This window comes from Lactiplantibacillus daoliensis, assembly GCF_005405005.1.
Taxonomy (GTDB): Bacteria; Bacillota; Bacilli; order Lactobacillales; family Lactobacillaceae; genus Lactiplantibacillus; species Lactiplantibacillus daoliensis.
This window is the reverse complement of record NZ_BJDH01000006.1, coordinates 126,857-146,593: the sequence shown is the minus strand read 5'-3', so window position 1 is coordinate 146,593 and position 19,737 is coordinate 126,857. Positions and strand designations below refer to the sequence as shown.

10 protein-coding genes are annotated in these 19,737 nt (G+C 43.8%); 1 reads left to right on the top strand and 9 read right to left on the bottom strand.

Annotated elements, in window-relative coordinates; genetic code table 11:
• Positions 1-434: 434 nt before the first annotated feature.
• The 4 genes from FFM64_RS09150 to FFM64_RS09135 form a co-directional block, all read right to left on the bottom strand.
• The gene (locus tag FFM64_RS09150) at positions 435-1,388 is read right to left on the bottom strand and encodes a zinc-binding dehydrogenase (protein ID WP_171000373.1); all 954 of its coding nucleotides are present in this window, start codon (positions 1,386-1,388) and stop codon (positions 435-437) included.
• A 214-nt stretch (positions 1,389-1,602) separates the two neighbouring features.
• Positions 1,603-2,940, bottom strand: a complete 1,338-nt coding sequence (locus tag FFM64_RS09145; protein WP_137607709.1) for an MATE family efflux transporter — start codon at positions 2,938-2,940, stop codon at positions 1,603-1,605.
• 211 nt (positions 2,941-3,151) lie between these two features.
• Positions 3,152-5,449 carry a family 78 glycoside hydrolase catalytic domain gene (locus tag FFM64_RS09140; RefSeq protein WP_137607708.1) on the bottom strand — a complete coding sequence of 766 codons (2,298 nt, stop codon included), beginning with the start codon at positions 5,447-5,449 and terminating at the stop codon, positions 3,152-3,154.
• Positions 5,427-6,731: a PTS sugar transporter subunit IIC gene (locus FFM64_RS09135; RefSeq protein ID WP_223876940.1), complete on the bottom strand. Its 1,305-nt coding sequence runs from the start codon at positions 6,729-6,731 to the stop codon at positions 5,427-5,429. Before FFM64_RS09135 ends, FFM64_RS09140 begins: the two co-directional genes overlap by 23 nt.
• A gap of 125 nt (positions 6,732-6,856) precedes the next feature.
• Between FFM64_RS09135 and FFM64_RS09130 the strand changes: the two genes are divergently transcribed.
• Positions 6,857-7,867, top strand: coding sequence for a helix-turn-helix transcriptional regulator (locus tag FFM64_RS09130; RefSeq protein ID WP_171000366.1), 1,011 nt, complete (start codon positions 6,857-6,859; stop codon positions 7,865-7,867).
• A gap of 12 nt (positions 7,868-7,879) precedes the next feature.
• Here FFM64_RS09130 and FFM64_RS09125 read toward each other — a convergent pair whose 3' ends face one another.
• The 5 genes from FFM64_RS09125 to FFM64_RS09105 form a co-directional block, all read right to left on the bottom strand.
• Positions 7,880-8,680 (bottom strand): zinc ribbon domain-containing protein, encoded by an 801-nt coding sequence (locus FFM64_RS09125; protein ID WP_137607706.1) that lies wholly within the window; start codon positions 8,678-8,680, stop codon positions 7,880-7,882.
• A 336-nt stretch (positions 8,681-9,016) separates the two neighbouring features.
• Entirely contained in the window at positions 9,017-9,283 is a 267-nt protein-coding gene (locus FFM64_RS09120) for a Mor transcription activator family protein (RefSeq protein ID WP_137607705.1), read from the bottom strand.
• 247 nt (positions 9,284-9,530) lie between these two features.
• A complete protein-coding gene (locus tag FFM64_RS09115) occupies positions 9,531-9,992 on the bottom strand; it encodes a PTS glucose transporter subunit IIA (protein ID WP_171000364.1) in 462 nt (153 codons plus the stop codon).
• A gap of 297 nt (positions 9,993-10,289) precedes the next feature.
• Positions 10,290-14,777, bottom strand: a complete 4,488-nt coding sequence (locus FFM64_RS09110; RefSeq protein ID WP_137607703.1) for a BspA family leucine-rich repeat surface protein — start codon at positions 14,775-14,777, stop codon at positions 10,290-10,292.
• Positions 14,778-15,261: 484 nt separating this feature from the next.
• Positions 15,262-19,572: a BspA family leucine-rich repeat surface protein gene (locus tag FFM64_RS09105; RefSeq protein ID WP_137607702.1), complete on the bottom strand. Its 4,311-nt coding sequence runs from the start codon at positions 19,570-19,572 to the stop codon at positions 15,262-15,264.
• Positions 19,573-19,737 lie beyond the last annotated feature (165 nt).

Here is a 19,737-nt window from a genome sequence, read left to right as displayed (position 1 = left end):
ATTATGACTCAACGCACAACAAAGTCATAATGAACTGTTTTTTGATATTAATTTAGCTAGAGCTTAATAGTGGACCGTTCAAGTGCCACGGTTAGTGCCTGTTGAATTGGTGCCGCCAAATCAATTGCTAAGTTATCAGTCGATCCCAATAGTGGATAATCAGCTTGCATCCCGTTCACTGCGTCAGCGCCAAAATCTCTCCAGTCAAGCCACTAACATCTGGCGCTGAATTCCTCAGTATCGCCTGTGCGAGTGCCGGACTAGTCTCCGGAATCGTGAAGCTTTCATCTGAATGTTTTGGTTGAATTTGATATTGTGCGTGGCGCAAGATTAGCCACTAGCTAACCCCAACTAAGTTCACTAAAAATCCAGCTAGCACTAGCCAATACCACCATTCCTGTTGTGTTAATTGTGACATAGTTTCCCTTATTTTTTTAGATGACAACCACTAATTTTCCGAAGCCATGCGTGCTTTCAATTTGACGATGAGCGGCCGCAACTTCGGGTAAACTGAAGACCTGCGTTGGCGCCATGTCCACTTTTTTAGTGGCAATCAAATCCAGTAGTGCTTGCAACACTTGCCGATCAACGTCTCCAGAATAAAACGAGGTCAAATAACAATTATTGGGGATAGCCGCAATTGGTTCAAAATCTTCCAAGTTCCATTGACCACCCAGTTCGCCGGTGGAGCTGACGATGCCATTAGGCTTCAAATGTTGCAAGGAATCTTTGACCGTTTTAGGACCAATTAGGTCTAAAATCTTATCAAAGTGAGCTGTTTCCGGTAAGGGATCCTCGCCGCCAACCAAAACTTCATCAACACCAACCGCTTTCAATTGGTCACTTTTACCAACTCGACGCGTCGTACTGGTTACAGTAACGTCAGCGGCCATTGCATGGGCTAGCTTGGTGGCAGTCACACCGACACCACTAGTTCCCCCACGAATAAGTAACTGATCATGCGCTTGTAACCGCAGCCCTAACAAGGCACCATAAGCCGTGTAACCAGTCTCTGGAATTGCGGCCAGTTCCGCCCAGGTCAGCGTTGTCTGAACCGGATAAATCTGATCATTAGGAAGCAACACATATTCGGCATAACTGCCATCATAGTCGCGACCCATTTCGCCCATAAACGACAGGACTGTTTGACCAACCGGCAACTGTTCCGGAAGTGTTGAATCAGCAATCTCCCCCACCACTTCGATGCCTAAAATCCGTGGAAAATGAACCGTTGGAGACAGTCCTTCTCGCGTAAAGACTTCAGAATGATTAATCCCAAAACCGCGAACTTTGATCAAACTCCAGCCAGGTTTGACAACTGGCTTATCAACTTCACAATAGGTCAATACTTCTGGCCCACCCGGTTGAGTCACAACTACTGCATGCATTTTACTCATCTCGTCACGCTCCTCTAAATCATTTGCTTTCATTATACGGGTTTTCCTGAGCTATTAATGCAATTGTGATAAAAAAAGCGACAAAAGTGGGACAAAACCCCAGGCTCATTCTGTTATTCCTAATATTTATAGCCGAAACGTGGAACAAAGTCTCCCACTTCCGGTTATTAACAACCTACCGATGAGGAAACGGCTCACCATGATCCTAATTCGAAGTTGTCTTTAACAACGGCTTGAATTTCCAATAGTAGAAACCACAACCAATTAAGGCCGTAATGATATCCGCCAGCGGTTGTGCCCAGACCACCCCTAAATAACCAAACAAGTCATCTGCAACGACAATCACCACTAAGAAAACAACGCCTTGGCGTGCAATAGACATGACAAAAGCCCCCAACGCTTGCCCGGTGGATTGAAAGACCGTTGTAAACACCAAGATAACCCCAATTAAAGGCGTCGTGCTCAGCAAACTACGAAGTAACAGACTTCCCGCTCGGACAATCACCGCTTGCGGCATGAACCAGCTGACAATCGTTGGGGCAAAGATCATCAAAATTACCGCTAAACCAAAGGCCAAGCCGGCTTCAACAAAAAGATCAAAATGAATAATTTGTTTGAGTCGCTTGAATTCTTGAGCGCCAAAATTATAGCCAATCATCGGTTGTACCCCGAAGGCAAAACCGACAATCAGTAACATCACAATCATATAAATTTTACTAGCAATCCCAAACGCTGCGACCTGACTGGCACCATAGTGTGCGAGGTAATTGTTGAGCAAGGCAGTTCCAAAACTCTGCATCAGATTGGTAATCGAAGCCGGAATCCCAATTAACAGAATCGACTTAATTAACGTCCCCGTAATGTGGCGTTGCTGCCAGCTAACACTGTTCACCTGACATTTCGTTAATACAAAGAAGACTAGAACTGCATCTGTCAAAGCGTAACCGATCACGGTTGCGAGGGCGGCTCCCGTTGCACCTAATCCCAGCGGAAAGATAAAAATCGGGTCTAGCACAATCGTCAAAGCTGTCCCAGCGACCGTCGCAATCATCGACTGTGTGGCCAACCCTTCCGTCCGAATCATGTTGCTTGGAATTAGTGAAAAGATAATAAAACTCGCTCCCAACGCCATAATGCGATAAAACTGCGCAGCATAGCGGTAGGTCTCACTAGTGGCACCAAATAAGGTCAATATTTGACGTTCAAAAACTAGTAGCAAGACTGTGACGACCAGCCCCGTCGCAATCCCAACGTAAACGCTAAAACTACTGACACGGCGACTGGTGGCCGTATCTTGTTTGCCAAGTAACCGCGACATCAAGGCACTCCCACCCAGGCCGAAGATGTCACCGACCGCTAACATGAATGAAAAAAGCGGCGTGCATAGTGCTACCCCGGCGACCAGCGCCGTGTTCTGCGTTTGCGACACAAAAAAGGTGTCAGCCAGATTGTAGATCATACTGGCTAACATCCCGAAAACAACTGGTAAAGCTAACTGAAAATAAGCCTGTGGAATCGGCTTTTTAACGAATAATTCTTCCATGGTGACCCTCCGAAAACTAATTTGGATTGGCATGAAGGCATCTAGGTTTTGTCAAACTTGGCCTGATCCATGGAAGCGTGTTTTTCAACTGGATTGCTTTTGTTCTAATAATCGTCTAGATTTGCGCAACGAAGCTAACCATCAGCGTTGCTATTCTGATCTTGCTGATAATTTAAGTTTAACAAATATTTTCATCGAGTTCACGAGTAATCTAGCGCTCAGTTGTTGCGCCGACCTGATAATCAATCAAAATCTGACCATCGCCAAAATTGGTCACACTAATAATCTTGGTCTCTGGATTAGGCGCTTTAAACTGGACCTCAATACTACTTGGCAATTGAGCCTTGAAATGGACTAACTGGCCATCACGTTGCCAACTTGTTTGAATCTCGCCACGAATCGTCGTGAAGGTCGCCGTCAACTGATTGACACCTGGCATAAAGAACGGCTGAATGATGATTTTAGAACTGCCAACCGCATCTGTTGAAAGTTCAATGCCACTGAGTGCTTCATAAAACCACTGAATATAACTGGTAAACATCGCATGATTGGCCGAATAATACTTACCTTGGAAAAGCTCTGCCAGGACTTGATTGCCCGTAGCCAGCATCCGTTTGAAACTGACCGCACTATCCTGAGTCAACCAATGAGCAACAATCTCGTCATGTTGATAGTGATGTAAAACATGATACAGGGCGGCGGTTCCGTATATACCAGTGGTAAAAATGCCTTGGTCGCGCTTAAGCTGTGCTAGTAATTGTGTCATATTCTGCTGAGTATCGCCAACCTTCAGTAATAACGCAAAAGCATACGCCGACTGAGTGCCGTTAGCCAGGGTGCCATCCGCATGGCTAAACTTATCGAGCATCGTTTGTGTCAGCTGTTCGGCCTGTTGCTGATAAGTTTGCGCGTCTTCCGTAGCCTCGACGATCACTGCGAGTCGTTGCATCAATTTAATAAACGCCAAGACCGTACAGTACCCAATAAATTCTTTGTCAGGCGTTTCATCATGAAAATCCTTGACCAAGATACTCCCATGGTCGCCAATACAGTCTTGAACCAATTCTGTCAGTGGTATTGATAATAGATAGGTCAATTGTCGCTTAGCTTTCGGATAAACGGCTTGCACCAAATCACGCTCACCATAAAATTGATACTGTTTCAATAACAAGTATGGCAGTACAAGTTGCCACAAGATTGGGCCTTCGCCCTCCCCAGTGCCATTGGTTTGGATTCCCATATATGGGGCCGTTTCAGGCAGGCCACCACGCGCTGTCTGTTCGATCAAAAAGTCATCCAACGTCTTTCGATAAAACTGTTGTAAGTCGAATGAATAAAGATTTGAGGCCGCCAAAGCAACAATATCACCGCCATAACCAAACCGTTCACGAGCACAATCTTCAAAAATCGAATGCACGTTATTCAGCTTAGTCCGCATTCCAGCGTCAAATAATTGCGTCAGAAAGGGATTGTCTGTTTTGACCTGACCAACAACCGTTAAATCAGTGTGCACATAGGTTGCCTCTAAGGCTTTAATGGCAGCTCGATCACAACCCTGAATCTTAACATAGCGAAAAGAATGATAACAAAATTGATTTTCAAAAGTCTGTTCGCCTTCCCGGCAAATCAAGCGATCCGTCTGAATTGCTAATTTAGGCGCGCCAGGACCACCGGACACCCCGGGAATACTCCCAATATTACCAACATATGACGTTGAAAAGTCCAGTTTACCGGCTGTTTTAGTCTCACTGTACTGCAATTTCACTCGTTGCTGAGCAGTCCCTTGCAGCGTGATTTTGAAAAAACCACTCACGACTTCCCCAAAATCTACGATCAAGGCTTGCCCGTCCGGTAAGACATCGACCGGCGTAATCGTTTGCTGCCGTGTCACTTTGGGAATCATACTTGGTCGTAGTCGAGTTCGTTCCGACGTGGTAACTGGAACCGTATTCGCCGGTTGCCAGGCCTCCAACTCATGATAATTATCCCAAGTTTCGCCTAAATAAAGGTTGTTAAACGTTAACTGACCAGCCCGCATTTCCCAACTGCTATCCGTCGTCAGCACTGTTTGACCAGCGACAATTAGATTCAATAAGACCCGTGGCTCACCGATTTGCCCCAAACGTTCTCGCAAATTATATTTGCCAAAAAGCCGTAATGGTGAGGGATTATACATACCGTTCCCCAATTCAACTTCAATTTGATTGACACCTGAGTGTAAATTCGCCGTCACATCGTAACTATCATAATAGAGACGTTTGGCATAATCAGTCCAATCACTATTAAGTTCTGCATGGCCAATGCGTTGACCATTCAACTTGATCCGGTCATAACCTAATACGGCCACTTTCAACGTAGCTGGCGCATCCCCGTCATATTGGAAGCTGCGACGAAAGATTGGATTGGGATTATGTTGATAGTAACCAGCATCGTCCGGGCCATAGTCACTGATTGGCCCTTGAAGCCAGTCGCCCATGAAATCAAAATTAGGATTTGCTTTGGTCAGCATTTGGCGCCTCCTGTTGCTCTTCAGCAAGCAATTCACGATCAGCAATTCGTACAAATGGTAACCAGACTAAGATAACTGCAACGAAACAAACAATCTGTAAAATAGCGCCGGATAAACTGCCAGTCACTAGATAACCACTGATAATAATTGGCGTCGTCCATGGTACTTGAACGAGTCCAGTTGGAATTGGCACTAATTTCCAAGCAAACGCTGCGTAGGAAATTACGATTGAAACAATATTACTGAAAACTAACGGAATGAAATAAGTCACATTTAACATCAATGGAATCCCGAATAAGGTTGGTTCACCAATATTAAACAGATAAGGAATCCCGGCAATTTTCTTCATTTCTCGATACCGCTGACTGCGGGCAATGAGAATAATGGCAAAAATCGAGCCAATTACCCCAATACTGGCAAAACCATCCCAGAAACTTTGTGAAATAATATTTGGAGCGACTTTACCGGCCAAACTAGCCGTTTTATTTTCATCTTGTAAAACTTGGAAAATTGGCGTCATGACACCATTGACGATTGAATCACCATGGATACCGAAAAACCACAATAATTGGCCAAATAATTTAACTAAAATAACGCCGATTAGCGAACCACCCATCGCTTTTAATGGTGTTCCTAAGACCATGTTGAACAGTGCTAAGGCACTCTGATGGGCGAAGGCGTCTAATACTAACCGAACAGCCCAAAAGACCGTAATCACAACAAAAGATGGAATCAAAGACTCAAATGGCGCTGAAACAGCTGGTGGCACTGATGCTGGCATTTTAATTTTGATCCCCTTGCGGTCGATTGTCCGGTAGATCAAGGCAACCGCGATTGAAACCAAAATTGCTAGAAAGATAGACTGTGCGCCAATCGTGGCAATATCAAGAAAACTCCCTTTAGCAGTCGTCTTATAGGGCGTTAAAACCATGAAACTAACGACAGCGGTTAGTTGAACTTGCATGCCATTAAGTGACATTTTGTCGGCCAAAGTTCGTGAGATTGCCAGTAGGACCAGTAATCCACCAATCACTAGACTGGCATCGTTGACAATCCCTAACTTGGCACCCCACTCAGTAACCGTTAGTCCAAATAATGAGGCAAACCAATGATTAACTTGTGGTACCGGAAAGTTTCCTAGGATTAAGAAAACCGAGGTAATGACGGTAAATGGCATGTAGGCTAACATCCCATCCTTAATCGCGTTTATATAAATATTCTTATTGAAAGCCATGGATAAACGGCCAAGTTGACCTTGAAATTGGGTAAAAAATTTATTCAAAATAATGCACTTCCTTTTCAACTCATTTACTTTACAATGTTATAATAACGGTAAATCAAGCGCTTACACAATGGCTAATTCCATTTAAAAAACTATCTTTTTTGGCTATGAAAGCAGGTCTTCGAATGACTTATCAAGAATTAGCGACTTATCTGACGAGTACTGCCACCCTTAGCAATACGACTGATGAAGCCGTGCTGGATCACTTCAAAAGCAAATATCAGGCAGTCCCTTATCGTCATAAACAATTGTTTGTTTTTAATACCCAGCGACCGTTCGACAATCAATATCATTTAATACAATTGCATCAGCGCAACATGGGGCAAGTTCCTTACCATATCTATCACTATGTGGTGATTATGTATGTCTATCATGGTCAGCTGAGCTTACACGTCGAGGGACACCCCATCACCTTGCATCAAGGTGAGTTGATTATTTTAGATAAATCGGTTCCACACAACGTGGCCCCCACCTCGACTGCTGATTTGGGAGTAAACATTATCCTCGCAGATGATTTTTTCGACCATACAATGCTTAAATCCACTGCCACTAATAATGTCTTGCCGTCCTTTTTGATTGAGTTGATGAGTCAGCAATATGCGCACACCCATTATTTAATCTTTGATACCAAAACATTGCCGATTATTCACAACTGTATTCAAAATATCCTCTGTGAGCAATTGTCAGCGGCCATCAATGCCGACGCAATTATCGATGACTACATTGCCATTTTATTCACGGCGCTGATGCGGATTCAGCCGCTACAAACCAATGTCGATCCCAACGATTTGAAAACGCAACAACTATTGGAAAAAATCGTTGCTTACACGCATAACCACTATCAAGAAGGCTGTTTAAGTGCACTTTGCCAGCAAATCAATTACAGTCCATCATACATCAGTAAACTGATTCGGTATTATACTGGCAAGACTTTTAAGCAATTGATCAACGAGCAACGGATGCAACGAGCAAAATTGCTGCTACAAGATCAAACCTTACCCATTAGTGATATCGCCACTGCCGTAGGGATTAATAATCTAACGAATTTTTATCGTCGTTTTGAGGCCGCCACCGGGAACACCCCACGAGATTATCGTCAAAATTTGAAGACAACAAAAAACGCCACCAGTAAGTGACGTTTTACTAAACTAGTCAGAATCTGCATCGCTCTCATCAGCATCAGGGCCCATAATGTTACCACCAATTTCTGGATGACGTTCCTTCACCCGATTATAGAAGCCTCCGATATCCTCACCGGCGTTATTAGATGCTGATGAAATATCAGCCAGCTCTTTATCTGGAAGTGACGCCACGGCATCCTCATCACAACCAAATGCAGTGACCAACATACTACGTAGTGACCGCGCAGTATCCGCAACTGACTCGGATTCCGACTCACTGGAACTGGCTAAGTCAGCTTTTCTTGAAGACTCAGCCTGTCGCGAAGATTCAGCGGCCACTGAGCTTGAAGATGCTCGATCAAGCGAGGCTCGTCGGCTAGAAGTTGCCCGACTATTGGCGCGACGTTCGGCTACCGACGACGACCGAGCTGCTTTCATGCGATCCATCGAAGACTGCCGCGCTTGGGACTCTTCTTGTTGGGCCTCACGCTGATCATTTTGCGTGTTCGTCTGAGTCTGCCGATACATTCGCCAACTGAATGCTCCCAGGACTGCGATCACAATGATTACAAAGACAAGCACCACTCTAGACCCTACTGACTGTTTGGGTGGTTTGCGACTAACTCGTGGCTGACCGGGTGTCATTTGTGCTGTCGGTACAGTAAACTGATAGCCACAATGCTGACAAAAATTACTGCTCTCTAGGATAACTTGACCACATTGCGGACAAGACTTCACTGTTGGTTGATCCTTTAATGATGTCCCACAGGTTTCACAAAATTGCGCATTCTTATTGTTTAGTGTCCCACAACTTGGACATTGACGCATTTCGACCACTTCCTACTTACTAATGAAATTCCCGTCATAATCACCTATTGATTATCCTGATTCGATTTCGCAGGTGACATTGCCATTGAAGTCGCTGAACTTGGTTACTGATTATTTGGGGTCATTCCTTGATTTTGATAAGGTGGCTGTTGATAACCATAATTTAGTTGTGGCTTATCAATGACCATCAGATAAATCAAGTATAACGAAACTAGTGGGACTAAGTACAGTAGTGATAACCACGCAACGGCACTCCTTTTAAACAAAATTCGCATTCAACGCTTAGCAAAATTCATTAACCATTTAAAATGCAGTTGTCCTTACAGCTTCAAGGCATTAGTCATCGTTTAATTCCTTAAATTTTCCCAAAATTAGGCGAATACTTTTTTCCGAATAATCATGCCGCCGGGCTAGTTCTGAGAGACTGAGCCCTCGTTGATAATCAACTAAAATTTGACGTGCTTCCGCATCCTTAGCCAATAATCTTTTTGGAAATGTCAGCTGGGTCCCACCAAATTGCTCATATAATGCTAAGGCGGCGGTTTCACCCAAGATCCGACTTAATTCTTGATATGTCGAGTGCCAATCTTGAACTGCCGTCATTTATCCGACCTCTTGTTTCAATTGAGAAAACCAACTGACGCGTTCAGGTAGAATAGAGTTGTCTAGTTACTAATTGTTCTTGCCTTTTCGACTTTTTTACAAAAAAATTAACACCATCAGTGTCATTACTGATAGTGCCAATTCAAACTGTTTTTGCCATAAAATAATTGATTAACTTGATACCACATCATTCTTTTCTGGTTCATTACTTGCCAAAAAAGCCGACCAGCTCGTCGACTTAATCATTTTAAGCTTTAATTTTAAGTGTAGCTAATACCTTACCTTGTGAAATTAACCCAGTTTGACTAATTTCAAAATCTGCTGCTTGTTTACCAATCAACCCGCAAGTAACCAATGCAGATTTGTTAGCCGCATGGATCGCATCAATATCTAAAGTTGCCAATATAACATCTGGTGCAACCGCATCACCGACTGCGACTTGCCAGTTAACACTTTGCGACGCTATATCATCTGTAAGCTGGCCGATTTGTACCAAATACTCGCAACCAAAATCAGCGGCAATCGTCACCGTTTGCGACGTAACCTTGGTCACTTGACCAGCAATGGGCGCATGAATTTCGCCTTCCATTGGTTCGATGGCAAAGCCCGCCGTCACCGCAGTTTCGCCAGCTTTGCGTAAATCAACATATAGACCATTAACTGGCACTGCTAGAGTAAGTGTGTGTTTGCGTTGGAATAATTTCATCATTATAAAGACCTCCATTAAGTTAGGGTTCAATTACTGGTGACCACCAGTTTCTTCAATCGATTAAGCGCTTTCTTAATTCGTCTTTACTGTAACCCATCGAACGGGTTTCAGGTCAAGAAAATTCACAAAAATAAATAGCCCACCAAATTAATGGTGAGCTAAATCGTATTTTATAACATTCGATTGAATTCACTTATCTATATCCTAATAGATACAGTTGCATAACGTGAGCCGCTCCACACAAAAAATACCACTCCTATATTCAAGAAGTGGTATCGTTTAATTCAATAAAATTAATTACTTTTCAGTGTGACGTTTCTTACCAAAGAACCCTAACACACTGGTCATACCCAACAACGTAATGCCTAACAAAATTGCGCCTCTTGTTGTCTGTTCATCAGTCTGTGGCAAAGTAGTAGCTTTATTCGTCCCTGACTTCGGTACTAAGGCGTGCATCTCGGTCTTAGTCGTGGCAACTGTTGGGACGACCTTGGTGCCACTCTGAGACCCTTTTGGATCAGCGGTCGTAATCGTATCCGCTTGGCCGTTACTATTGCCATTGGACCCGTTCGTGTCACCACCAGCTGTCCCGTTATCTGTATCGGGATCAATTTCATCAGGATCAGTCGTGGTGATATCACCACCGCCATCACCGGTATCTGGCGTAGCCGTTACAGTAACTGTGATAGTCTTAGTAATCGTATTACCAAAACCATCCGTGTAACTGTAAGTGACTTGGTAACTCCCCGGCGTGGTCGTATCAACGGCATCAGCACCAGTAACTGTCACATTGGCAAAATCAACTGGTTGTCCATTCTCATCAGTAGCGTTCACAAAACTATCCGCCGCTTGCCATTGTGATCCTTGTTGAACAGTCATGTCTTTAACATCCAACCCGAATTGGCTGGCGTTAACAGTCACCGTAATCGTCTTCTCAGCACTGTTCCCATACGCATCAATATAACTATAAGTCACTTGGTACTCGCCAGGAACTTTCGTGTTGACTGCATCGGCGCCAGTTACCGTCACATCTTTGAAATCAACCGCATTACCGGCAGCGTCTGTGGCACCTTTAAAACTATTCGCTGCCGTCCAAGCTTGACCCTGCATAATCGTCGCGTCGCTTGCATCAACCGCAACTTCTGACTTGATGACCGTCACCGTGATTGTCTTCTCAGCACTATTACCATTCGCATCCGTATAACTGTAAGTCACTTGGTAATCACCAGGAACCTTTGTGTTGACTGCATCGGCACCAGTTACTGTCACGTCCTTAAAATCAGCAGGTTGCCCATCAAAATCGACTGCCTGATCAAAGCTATCAGCTGCTGTCCAATCCTGGCCTTGAGTCACTGTGGTATCATGTGCCGTGACAGCCACCTTGCTAGCAACCACTGTAATAGTCGCATTGGCCGTAACTTCACACTTAGCGGCATCCGTATAGTGATAGGTCACGGTATAGATGCCTGGAACCGTTGTATCTACGCCAGGAGTTACCGCATCTCTAGCGCCATTGCTGATCACAACGTCGGCACTCGTCAACGCGTTTCCATAAATATCCGTCCCGTCAGTAAAGTTATCTGATGGTTGCCATTGATTCGTTCCAGTTTGGTTAACAGTAGAATCATGGACATTCAGAGTTGTTTGGCGAGTTTGCCAAACATACGTGTCAGCCATAGTCGCACCGTCAAACTGTGCCATTAATTGATTAGACGTGAACATGTTACCCTTGGTATCGACCCAGTAGCCAGTGTAGCCACCATACCCAGGTGTCACCTGAATTTCAGGCAACGATGCGCCCGTCGCTGCGACGTCAAGCTTATTTTCAGTACCTAGCGTTAACTTTTTCAATGCGGTCACGGCAACTAACATCATGTAAACATCAGTGACGTTGGACATATCAATCCCGGATAGATCAAGTGATGTTAACGCACTGTTCTGATCAAACATATGCGCCATCGTGGTGATTTGAGTAGAACCCCATTGAGACAGGTCATACTCAGTTACACTGGAATCCATTGAGAACATGAAGCTAGCATCTTGAAGACTGACTGGTCGCCACTTAGAAACATCTAGCGTCGTCACATTTGGAATATTATTAAACATCGCGAATCCATTGACGAGATTACCGACATCCCAATTGGACACATTTAAAGTCGTTAAACCAAAGTCTCGGAAGAACATATCGCCCGCGCTAACCAGGCTACTTGTATCCCATTTGGACACATCTAGACTAGTCAAGTTTGTCATGCTACTAAATATGCCATCCGCATCACTTAAATTACTGGTATTCCATTTGGACACATCCAATGTTGTCAGACCAGTATCTTCATAGAACATCCCACTGGCATCTACTAAACTGCTCGTATCCCACTTAGAAACATCTAACTTAGTCAAGGCTGTCATTTGTGGAAACATCTGCCGCATACTTGTGACCTGACTAGTATCCCAATTGGACACATCTAAAACTGCCAAACTCTTATCCTGGTTAAACATATTGGTTGCATCAGTTAAACTGCTCGTATTCCAGTTCGACACATCCAAAGTGGTTAAGTTAGTCATCCCACTAAACATACCATCAGCAAGCTGTAAATTGCCCGTATTCCAACCAGACACATCCAAGTTTGCTAAATTACTATCTTGATAGAACATCCCACCAGCATCAACCAAGCTACTCGTATCCCAATTTGAAAGATCTAGCTGGGTCAAAGCCGTATTTTGTGTAAACATCTGATGCATGTCCGTAACCTGACTCGTATCCCAATTTGCCAAATTTAAATTGGTGAGGTTACTGTCCTGATAAAACATCCCCCTGGTCATTGTCACGCTACCTGTTTCCCAACCACTCAGATCCGCCGTCGTTAAGTTGGCATCCATCATAAACATTTGATACAAACTCGTCACTCGGCCAATCTTCCAGTTAGGGGCCACAACTGTCGTCAATGCCGTCAGCTGCTTGAACATCGCAGTCAAATCATTCACACTACTCAGGTCCCAATTAGCTGCTTTCAATGTCTTCAACTGCTTATCACCATTAAATAGATTGGTAATATCAGTGACATGACTGGCATCAAAGTTATCAGCCGTAAAATCAGTTAAACTTGTCAGTCCAGCAAAGAATGATGCTAAACTCGTAATACTTGAGTTAAGTTGCCAGCCACTCACATTTAGTGATTTCAGAGCGGTATCATTCAAAAACATGCTGGTAATATTAGTGACTTTACTCATATTCCAGCCACTCAAGTCTAAGCTAGTTAAGGCACTATTATTTTTGAACATGTTAACCATGTTAGTCACATTCGCTGTATTCCAGTTAGTGCCAAAATTAATCGTTTGCAACCGCTGATCGTTAGTAAACATCGTGTTCATATCGGTGACGTTATTAGTGTTGAAGCTACTTAAATCCAGACTGGTCAGACTTGAGTCACCAGAAAACATCCCACCCATATTCTTAACATTGCTCGTGTTCCAGCCGGTCAAGTTCAAGTCAGTTAAGACAGTATCACCACTAAACATTGAGTTAGTCGTGGTCACAGCACTGGTATTCCAACTAGACAAATCCAAACTAGTCAACGACTTCAAGCCATTAAAAGCACTACCCATATTAGTGACTTGGCTAGTATCCAGGCCGCTCACGTTGAGACTGGTTAAGGCGCTATCACCATAGACCAGTTGAGCGAAATTAGTGGCTTGACTAGTATTCAAACTCGACAAATCTAAGCTAGTTAAACTCGACATTCCATAAAACATAGACCCAAAATTAGTCGTTTTACTGGTATCCAAATTTTCAATACCGGTAATCGTGGTAACTTTATTTAAGCCTTTAAACAGAGTCCCAGTACTTGTTCCAGCTGTCACGGGGCCATCAAAGACAATCGACGTAATCGAACTAGCATTAGCCAGCCACAGCGCATTCAACGCAACATTGCTAGATAAATTCGCCCCACTCAAAATATGTAACACGCCGTTACTATCAATGTTCCAGCCATCGCCTGCCGCAATATCAGCAGCGGCTGCCCGCATCATCATTATCCGCTGATTAGTCACCAGTTGATCTTTAGTCGCGGTTTGCGGTGCAACTGCGTCAGTCTTAGCGACCGCTAACTGATCCGTCGCACTCTCAGCAGCGGTTAATTCACTAGTTTCATCATCAGTCACTGTACCTGTTGTCGTCAAATCACCAGTGACCGTCTGACCTGATTGAACTGGTGTATTGCCTGTTTCATCAGACTTAGTTGATTCATTCTTCAAGTTATTATTCTCTTGGTCAGTTGGCGTTGCGACACTTGAACTAACGGCCGAGGTATTTTCTTTGGTGGCTGAGCTGGCCACACTCGTTGCAGTCGATGAAGTGCTCATCGCTGAACCGGCCGACTGACTGGTCTGACTTTCTTTAGTAGAAGCGCTAGTACTACTAGTTGCCACACTCGTTGTACTTGAACTAGCGCTTGAAACCTTGTCACTTGCTGTCGAAGTGCTCGTTGCTTCAGTACTAGTTGCAGAACTATCGTTGAGTGCGGAATCGCTTTCACTTTTAACTGAACTAGTCGTTTCCACTCCTAAAGTCACTGTCTTACTGGTTAACTGCGTCGGAACCGTTGTTACTGCAGGCGTCTGCTCGGCGGTATCTGTGGACGCTGTTTCAGCAGCATGCGAAACAACCTGATTACCTTGCCAAGTTGTCATGACTAAGACCCCAGCAAATAACCAGAAGCGACCTTTCTTATACATCTTATAATGTTCTTTCTGAGTTCCTGATAAAGTTAACTGCTTCTTATTACTCATGATCAAAACACTCCCTACCGCTACCCCATGAAAAATTATTAGCGGATTTATTTTTTTGACTACACGGCATTTACTTTTATCGTCATTGATAGTGTACCTACTAAACCAAGGAGATGCAAATACAAGAATCCTTTAGTGGCGGGGTTTGTAGTGCTTTAATTCCTATATGTTCCTGCAACAGTTTGGTTTAGTGAGAGCATAACTTTAGTTTGCTGTAATGCAACCATTAATATTTGTTATCGATATTCTTCAACTTATTAAAAAAACAGCTCAAAAACTCGCTTGTTTTGTTTTTGTAAACTTTGATAAACATTATGATTAGTTATACGCAATTAAGTTAGTCAAGAAGAATAACCTCTCGTAATAGTCAACGCGTTTAACTATATCCGTTATTTTTTGAATAATTTTAAGTTTTACTTACTAAAGCCGCTCCAGAAAAAAAGATGTCACTTCCAAAATTCAGAAGTGACATCTTAACTCGTTTTTATTTACCAGTCCGGCGTTTCTTGTTGAAGAAACTGAATAGCCCGGTCATTCCCAACACAATTGCACCTAAGATAACGGCACCATCCGCTGAGCTTTCGTTAGTTTGTGGCAACTTCTTAGCTTGATCAGCGGCCGCTTTTGGTGCTGATTTAGTTGTTTGACCCATCGGCTTAGTGGTTGCAACGGCTTGAGAACTTGGCATCACCATTTCTCTGGCAGTTGCTTCTGCATCCACCTGCTTGCCCGCAGTCATTGGATCAATCGTATCTGCTTGGCTAGAATTACCAGTAGCCGTGTTTGAACTAGTATTATCACCGGCTGAAACTTTGGGCTGAACCGTAATCGTAACAACTTTTGTAACAGCATTTCCATACGCATCAGTAAAGCCATAGGTCACCTGATAAGTTCCAGGAACTGCCGTGTTGACTTGGTCTGCATCGGTAACAGTCACTTGGCTGAAATCAACGGCATTACCCTTAGCATCCGTAGCGCCAACAAAGCTATCCGCAGCCTTCCAAGTTTGCCCTTGTGTAACAGTCGCATCATCGGCATCAACTGAAACTTGGCTGGCTTTAACTGTGATCATAACGACTTTAGTGGCAATATTGCCGTTGGCATCCGTATAACGATAGATCACATCATAAGTCCCTGGTGTTTGCGTTTTAACTTGATCCGCACCAGTCACAGCCACATTCTTGAAATCAACCGCATTACCGTTGAAATCAGTCGCACTGTCAAGGTTATCTGCAGCTGACCAAGTTTGGCCCTGCATAATTGTCGTATCATGTGCGTCGACAGAAACTTGACTTGCAACGACTGTAACTTTCGCCACCGCACTAACGGCATTCCCAGCCGCATTCAAGTAACTATAAGTCACCGTATATTGGCCTGGCGTAGTAGTGTCAACACTACCATCGACAGTCATATCAGCTGCTTTGAGGGTTTGACCATCCGCATTCATTGCCGTGTCAAAGTTATCGGCGGCCTTCCAAGTATTTTGACCACTTTGATTAATCTCTGAATCATGGGCAGTAACAACCGTTTGATCTGTTTGCCAAACATAAGTGTCAGGAACCGCGGTCGACGTATCGTTGTACAAGGCCATCAACTCGGCGGCGGTAAAGGTCTGACCTTCATTGTTAATCCATTTGCCGGTGTAAGTATCGTTCAATGGCGCATCGCCAAGAACCGCACTACCATCACTGTTCGTTGCAAGGAGAACCTTTGAGCCAAGCTTCAGATTCTGTAACGCCGGTGTCGTTATCAACATATCAGTAACATCGGTCGCGTTAGTCAAATCCCAATTTGAGAGGTCTAAACTTTGAAGTTTAGCATTTCTTGCAAACATATCAGCAACATTGATGGCACCACCAATCTGCCAATTGGTCGTATCAAGAGTCTGAATCCCTGAAACATGCTCAAACATGAAACTAGCATCGGTGACTTTGCTCAAATCCCAATTTGTCGTATCTAATGCTTTAAGTGAAGAAACATAGGAAAACATTTCCTTCGTATTTGCATCCTTAGAAAGTCCCCAGTTGGTCGTATCTAGACTTGAAAGTAACTGGTCATTAGCAAACATATAACCCGAATTCGTCACATTATTAAGATTCCAGTTAGTCGTCGTTCCCAATGATACCAAGGCTCTGTCGCCATTAAACATTGCAAAGGCATTTTGTAAGTTGGCCAGCCCCCAATTGCTTGTATCTAGGGCAGTCAAACTAGTGTCGCCATAGAACATATCATTAGCAGTTGTTAACTTAGTCAGCTTCCAAGCTGTCGTATCAAGATTCTCAAGAGCTGTCATGTTAGCAAACATATTAGCCGCCGTCTGTAAGTTGCTCAAGTTCCAAGCTGTTGTATTCAGATTTGCTAAACTTGACGCGTTATCAAACATAGCGTCCGCATTTTGTAACTGACTCAAATCCCAATTTGTCGTATTCAAAGCTTTAAGTGAAGAAGCATAGGAGAACATTTCCTTCGTATTTGTATCCTTAGAAAGTCCCCAGTTGGTCGTATCTAGACTCGAAAGTAATTGGTCATCAGCAAACATGTAACTCGAATCCGTCACATTATTAAGATTCCAGTTGGTCGTCGTTCCTAATGATACCAAGGCGCTATCGCCATTAAACATTGCAAAAGCATTTTGTAAGTTGGCTAGCCCCCAATTACTGGTATCTAGAGCGGTCAAACTAGTATCACCAAAGAACATATCATTAGCCGTCGTTAGCTTAGTCAACTTCCAAGCTGTCGTATCAATGTTCTTAAGAGCTGTCATGTTAGCGAACATATCATCCGCATTTTGTAACTGACTCAAATTCCAATTTGTCGTGTCAATAGTAGTCAAGCCACCGTCTTCAGCAAACATTGCATCGGCTTTTGCCAAACTACTTGGATTCCAACCTGTCAGTGTCAAATCGGTTAAGGCACCGTCTAGATGGAAAAGATACCCCATATCGGTAACCTTGCTAACATTCCAATTAGCAAGATTGGCACTCGTTAGGCTGGCATCTTGATTAAATGCCCCTCGCATATTAGTCAAGCTAGCTGTATCCCAGCCACTGAGATCGGCAGTTGTTAGCTTGGAATCATTGTAAAACAATTGCATCACACTCGTCACTTTACCCACCTGCCAATTTTTAGCATTGACAGTGGTTAAGGCAGCTAAACCGGCAAATAGATTTGTTAGATCCGTAACGTCGTCCAACCCCCAATTGTTAGCATTTAAAGTCGTTAATGCTGTATCACCGTTGAATAGGTTAGTCACATCAGTCACAGAACCAGCGTTAAAATCGTCTGCGTCTAATTCAGTCAGGCTCTTCAAACCTTGGAAAAACGATTTCAAACTCGTAATGTTGGCGTTTAATTGCCAACCTGACACATTCAGGGTCTTCAGAGCAGTATCACCACCGAACATATTTGTGACAGTCGTCGCCTTGCTAACATCCCAGCTACTGAGGTCCAAACTGGTCAAACTGCTATCGCCAGCAAACATCCCACTCAGGTCAGTTACATTTGAGGTATTCCAACCCGTTAAGTTCAGGTTAGCTAAAGAACTGTCGCCGTAAAATATCGAGACCATATTCGTCGCAGCACTCGTATCCCAACTAGAAAGATCTAAGCTGGTTAACGCTTTAAGACCGTTAAAGGCTCTCCCCATGTTAGTTACTTTGCTCGTATTCCAGCCACTCACGTTCAAGCTCGTTAAACTCGAATCGCCCAAGAACATTTGGGCTGCATTAGTCAATTTGTCGGTATTAAAACTCGATAAATCCAGGCTAGTCAAACTAGTCATCTGGAAAAACATATCGCCAAAGTTGGTCACTTTGCTCGTGTCCAACTGATCTAAACCACTAATCGTTGTAACCTGATTTAGTCCCTTGAACAAATTGGCGGTATTGGTCCCAGCATCCACCGCACTATCAATTGAAATCGACTTGATCTGTGAAGCATACGGAGCCCAAGCCGTGTTTAATGCAGAAGATGTGCTACTGGTCAACACGCCGGTATTAAGGTGTAATACCCCGGCACTATCAATATTCCAATCAGTTCCGCTTGCAATATCGGCAGCGGCTACCGCGGCGCGCAATAACATGGCCCGATTGCTAGTCACTTGTTTTTCAGTACTCGTCGCAGGCGTTGTAACCTTCATATCAGCCAAAACTGGGTCGATATCGTTACTTTCAGAGGTCAAATTTTCGTCAGGAGCAGCTTCAATTGTGGTCGTTGGTTCTGAAACTGTCGCTGATGATGCTGCGGTCGTTGCTTGTGGTGCCGTTTGATTGCTGGTTTGTTTTGTTGCTGAACTTATCGTTGTTGGCTCAGTCGAATGATTCGTTGCTGTCACGCTATCAGTTGTTACTTTTGAGTCACCCGTCGCCGTCGTCTTAGTACCAGTATTACCTGTATCGCTAGCACTCGTCGAATCAGTAGTTACCGCACTACTTTTGGCAGTTTTACTGCCGGTTTCAGTTGTTTCGCTATCAGAAGTATCAGTTTTGTCGGTACTAGCACTAGTAGAACTAGTACTAATTTCATCACTATTGCTAGTCGAAGTTGCACTTGTAGCCGTTTTTGAACTATCAGAACTACTGCTTAATGCGACAGCTTTGTCCGTCAACTTAGCCGCACTACTTGTCACTGAGCTGCTTTCATCACTAGCATTAGTGGTTGTCGTTTCATCAGCATGTGCAATTACTTGGCTCCCTTGCCAAGTTGTCATGACTAACACGCCGGCGAATAACCAGAAACGACCTTTTTTATACATTTTGTAGTGCATTTTTTGATTATTTACGGATTCTTTATTCATTCTCGATTGCCCCTCATTATTGACAATTCGTCAGGCTGGGCCAAAGGTACGACTGTCTCACGGATTACATAGACTAACTATTTAGAATCAATTAATTTTATTCATCGTTAATAGTGTAGGCCTTGCACCGAATCAGTTCAAGCTACAAACGCCGACGTGTAGGCG

What these genes read in the sequence shown, in the direction of transcription:
- FFM64_RS09150 (WP_171000373.1), bottom strand. Translation starts at nt 1,388, where the DNA reads ATGCATGCAGTAGTTGTGACTCAACCGGGTGGGCCAGAAGTATTGACC.
- FFM64_RS09145 (WP_137607709.1), bottom strand. Translation starts at nt 2,940, where the DNA reads ATGGAAGAATTATTCGTTAAAAAGCCGATTCCACAGGCTTATTTTCAG.
- FFM64_RS09140 (WP_137607708.1), bottom strand. Translation starts at nt 5,449, where the DNA reads ATGCTGACCAAAGCAAATCCTAATTTTGATTTCATGGGCGACTGGCTT.
- FFM64_RS09130 (WP_171000366.1), top strand. Translation starts at nt 6,857, where the DNA reads ATGACTTATCAAGAATTAGCGACTTATCTGACGAGTACTGCCACCCTT.
- FFM64_RS09125 (WP_137607706.1), bottom strand. Translation starts at nt 8,680, where the DNA reads ATGCGTCAATGTCCAAGTTGTGGGACACTAAACAATAAGAATGCGCAA.
- FFM64_RS09120 (WP_137607705.1), bottom strand. Translation starts at nt 9,283, where the DNA reads ATGACGGCAGTTCAAGATTGGCACTCGACATATCAAGAATTAAGTCGG.
- FFM64_RS09115 (WP_171000364.1), bottom strand. Translation starts at nt 9,992, where the DNA reads ATGATGAAATTATTCCAACGCAAACACACACTTACTCTAGCAGTGCCA.
- FFM64_RS09110 (WP_137607703.1), bottom strand. Translation starts at nt 14,777, where the DNA reads ATGAGTAATAAGAAGCAGTTAACTTTATCAGGAACTCAGAAAGAACAT.
- FFM64_RS09105 (WP_137607702.1), bottom strand. Translation starts at nt 19,572, where the DNA reads ATGAATAAAGAATCCGTAAATAATCAAAAAATGCACTACAAAATGTAT.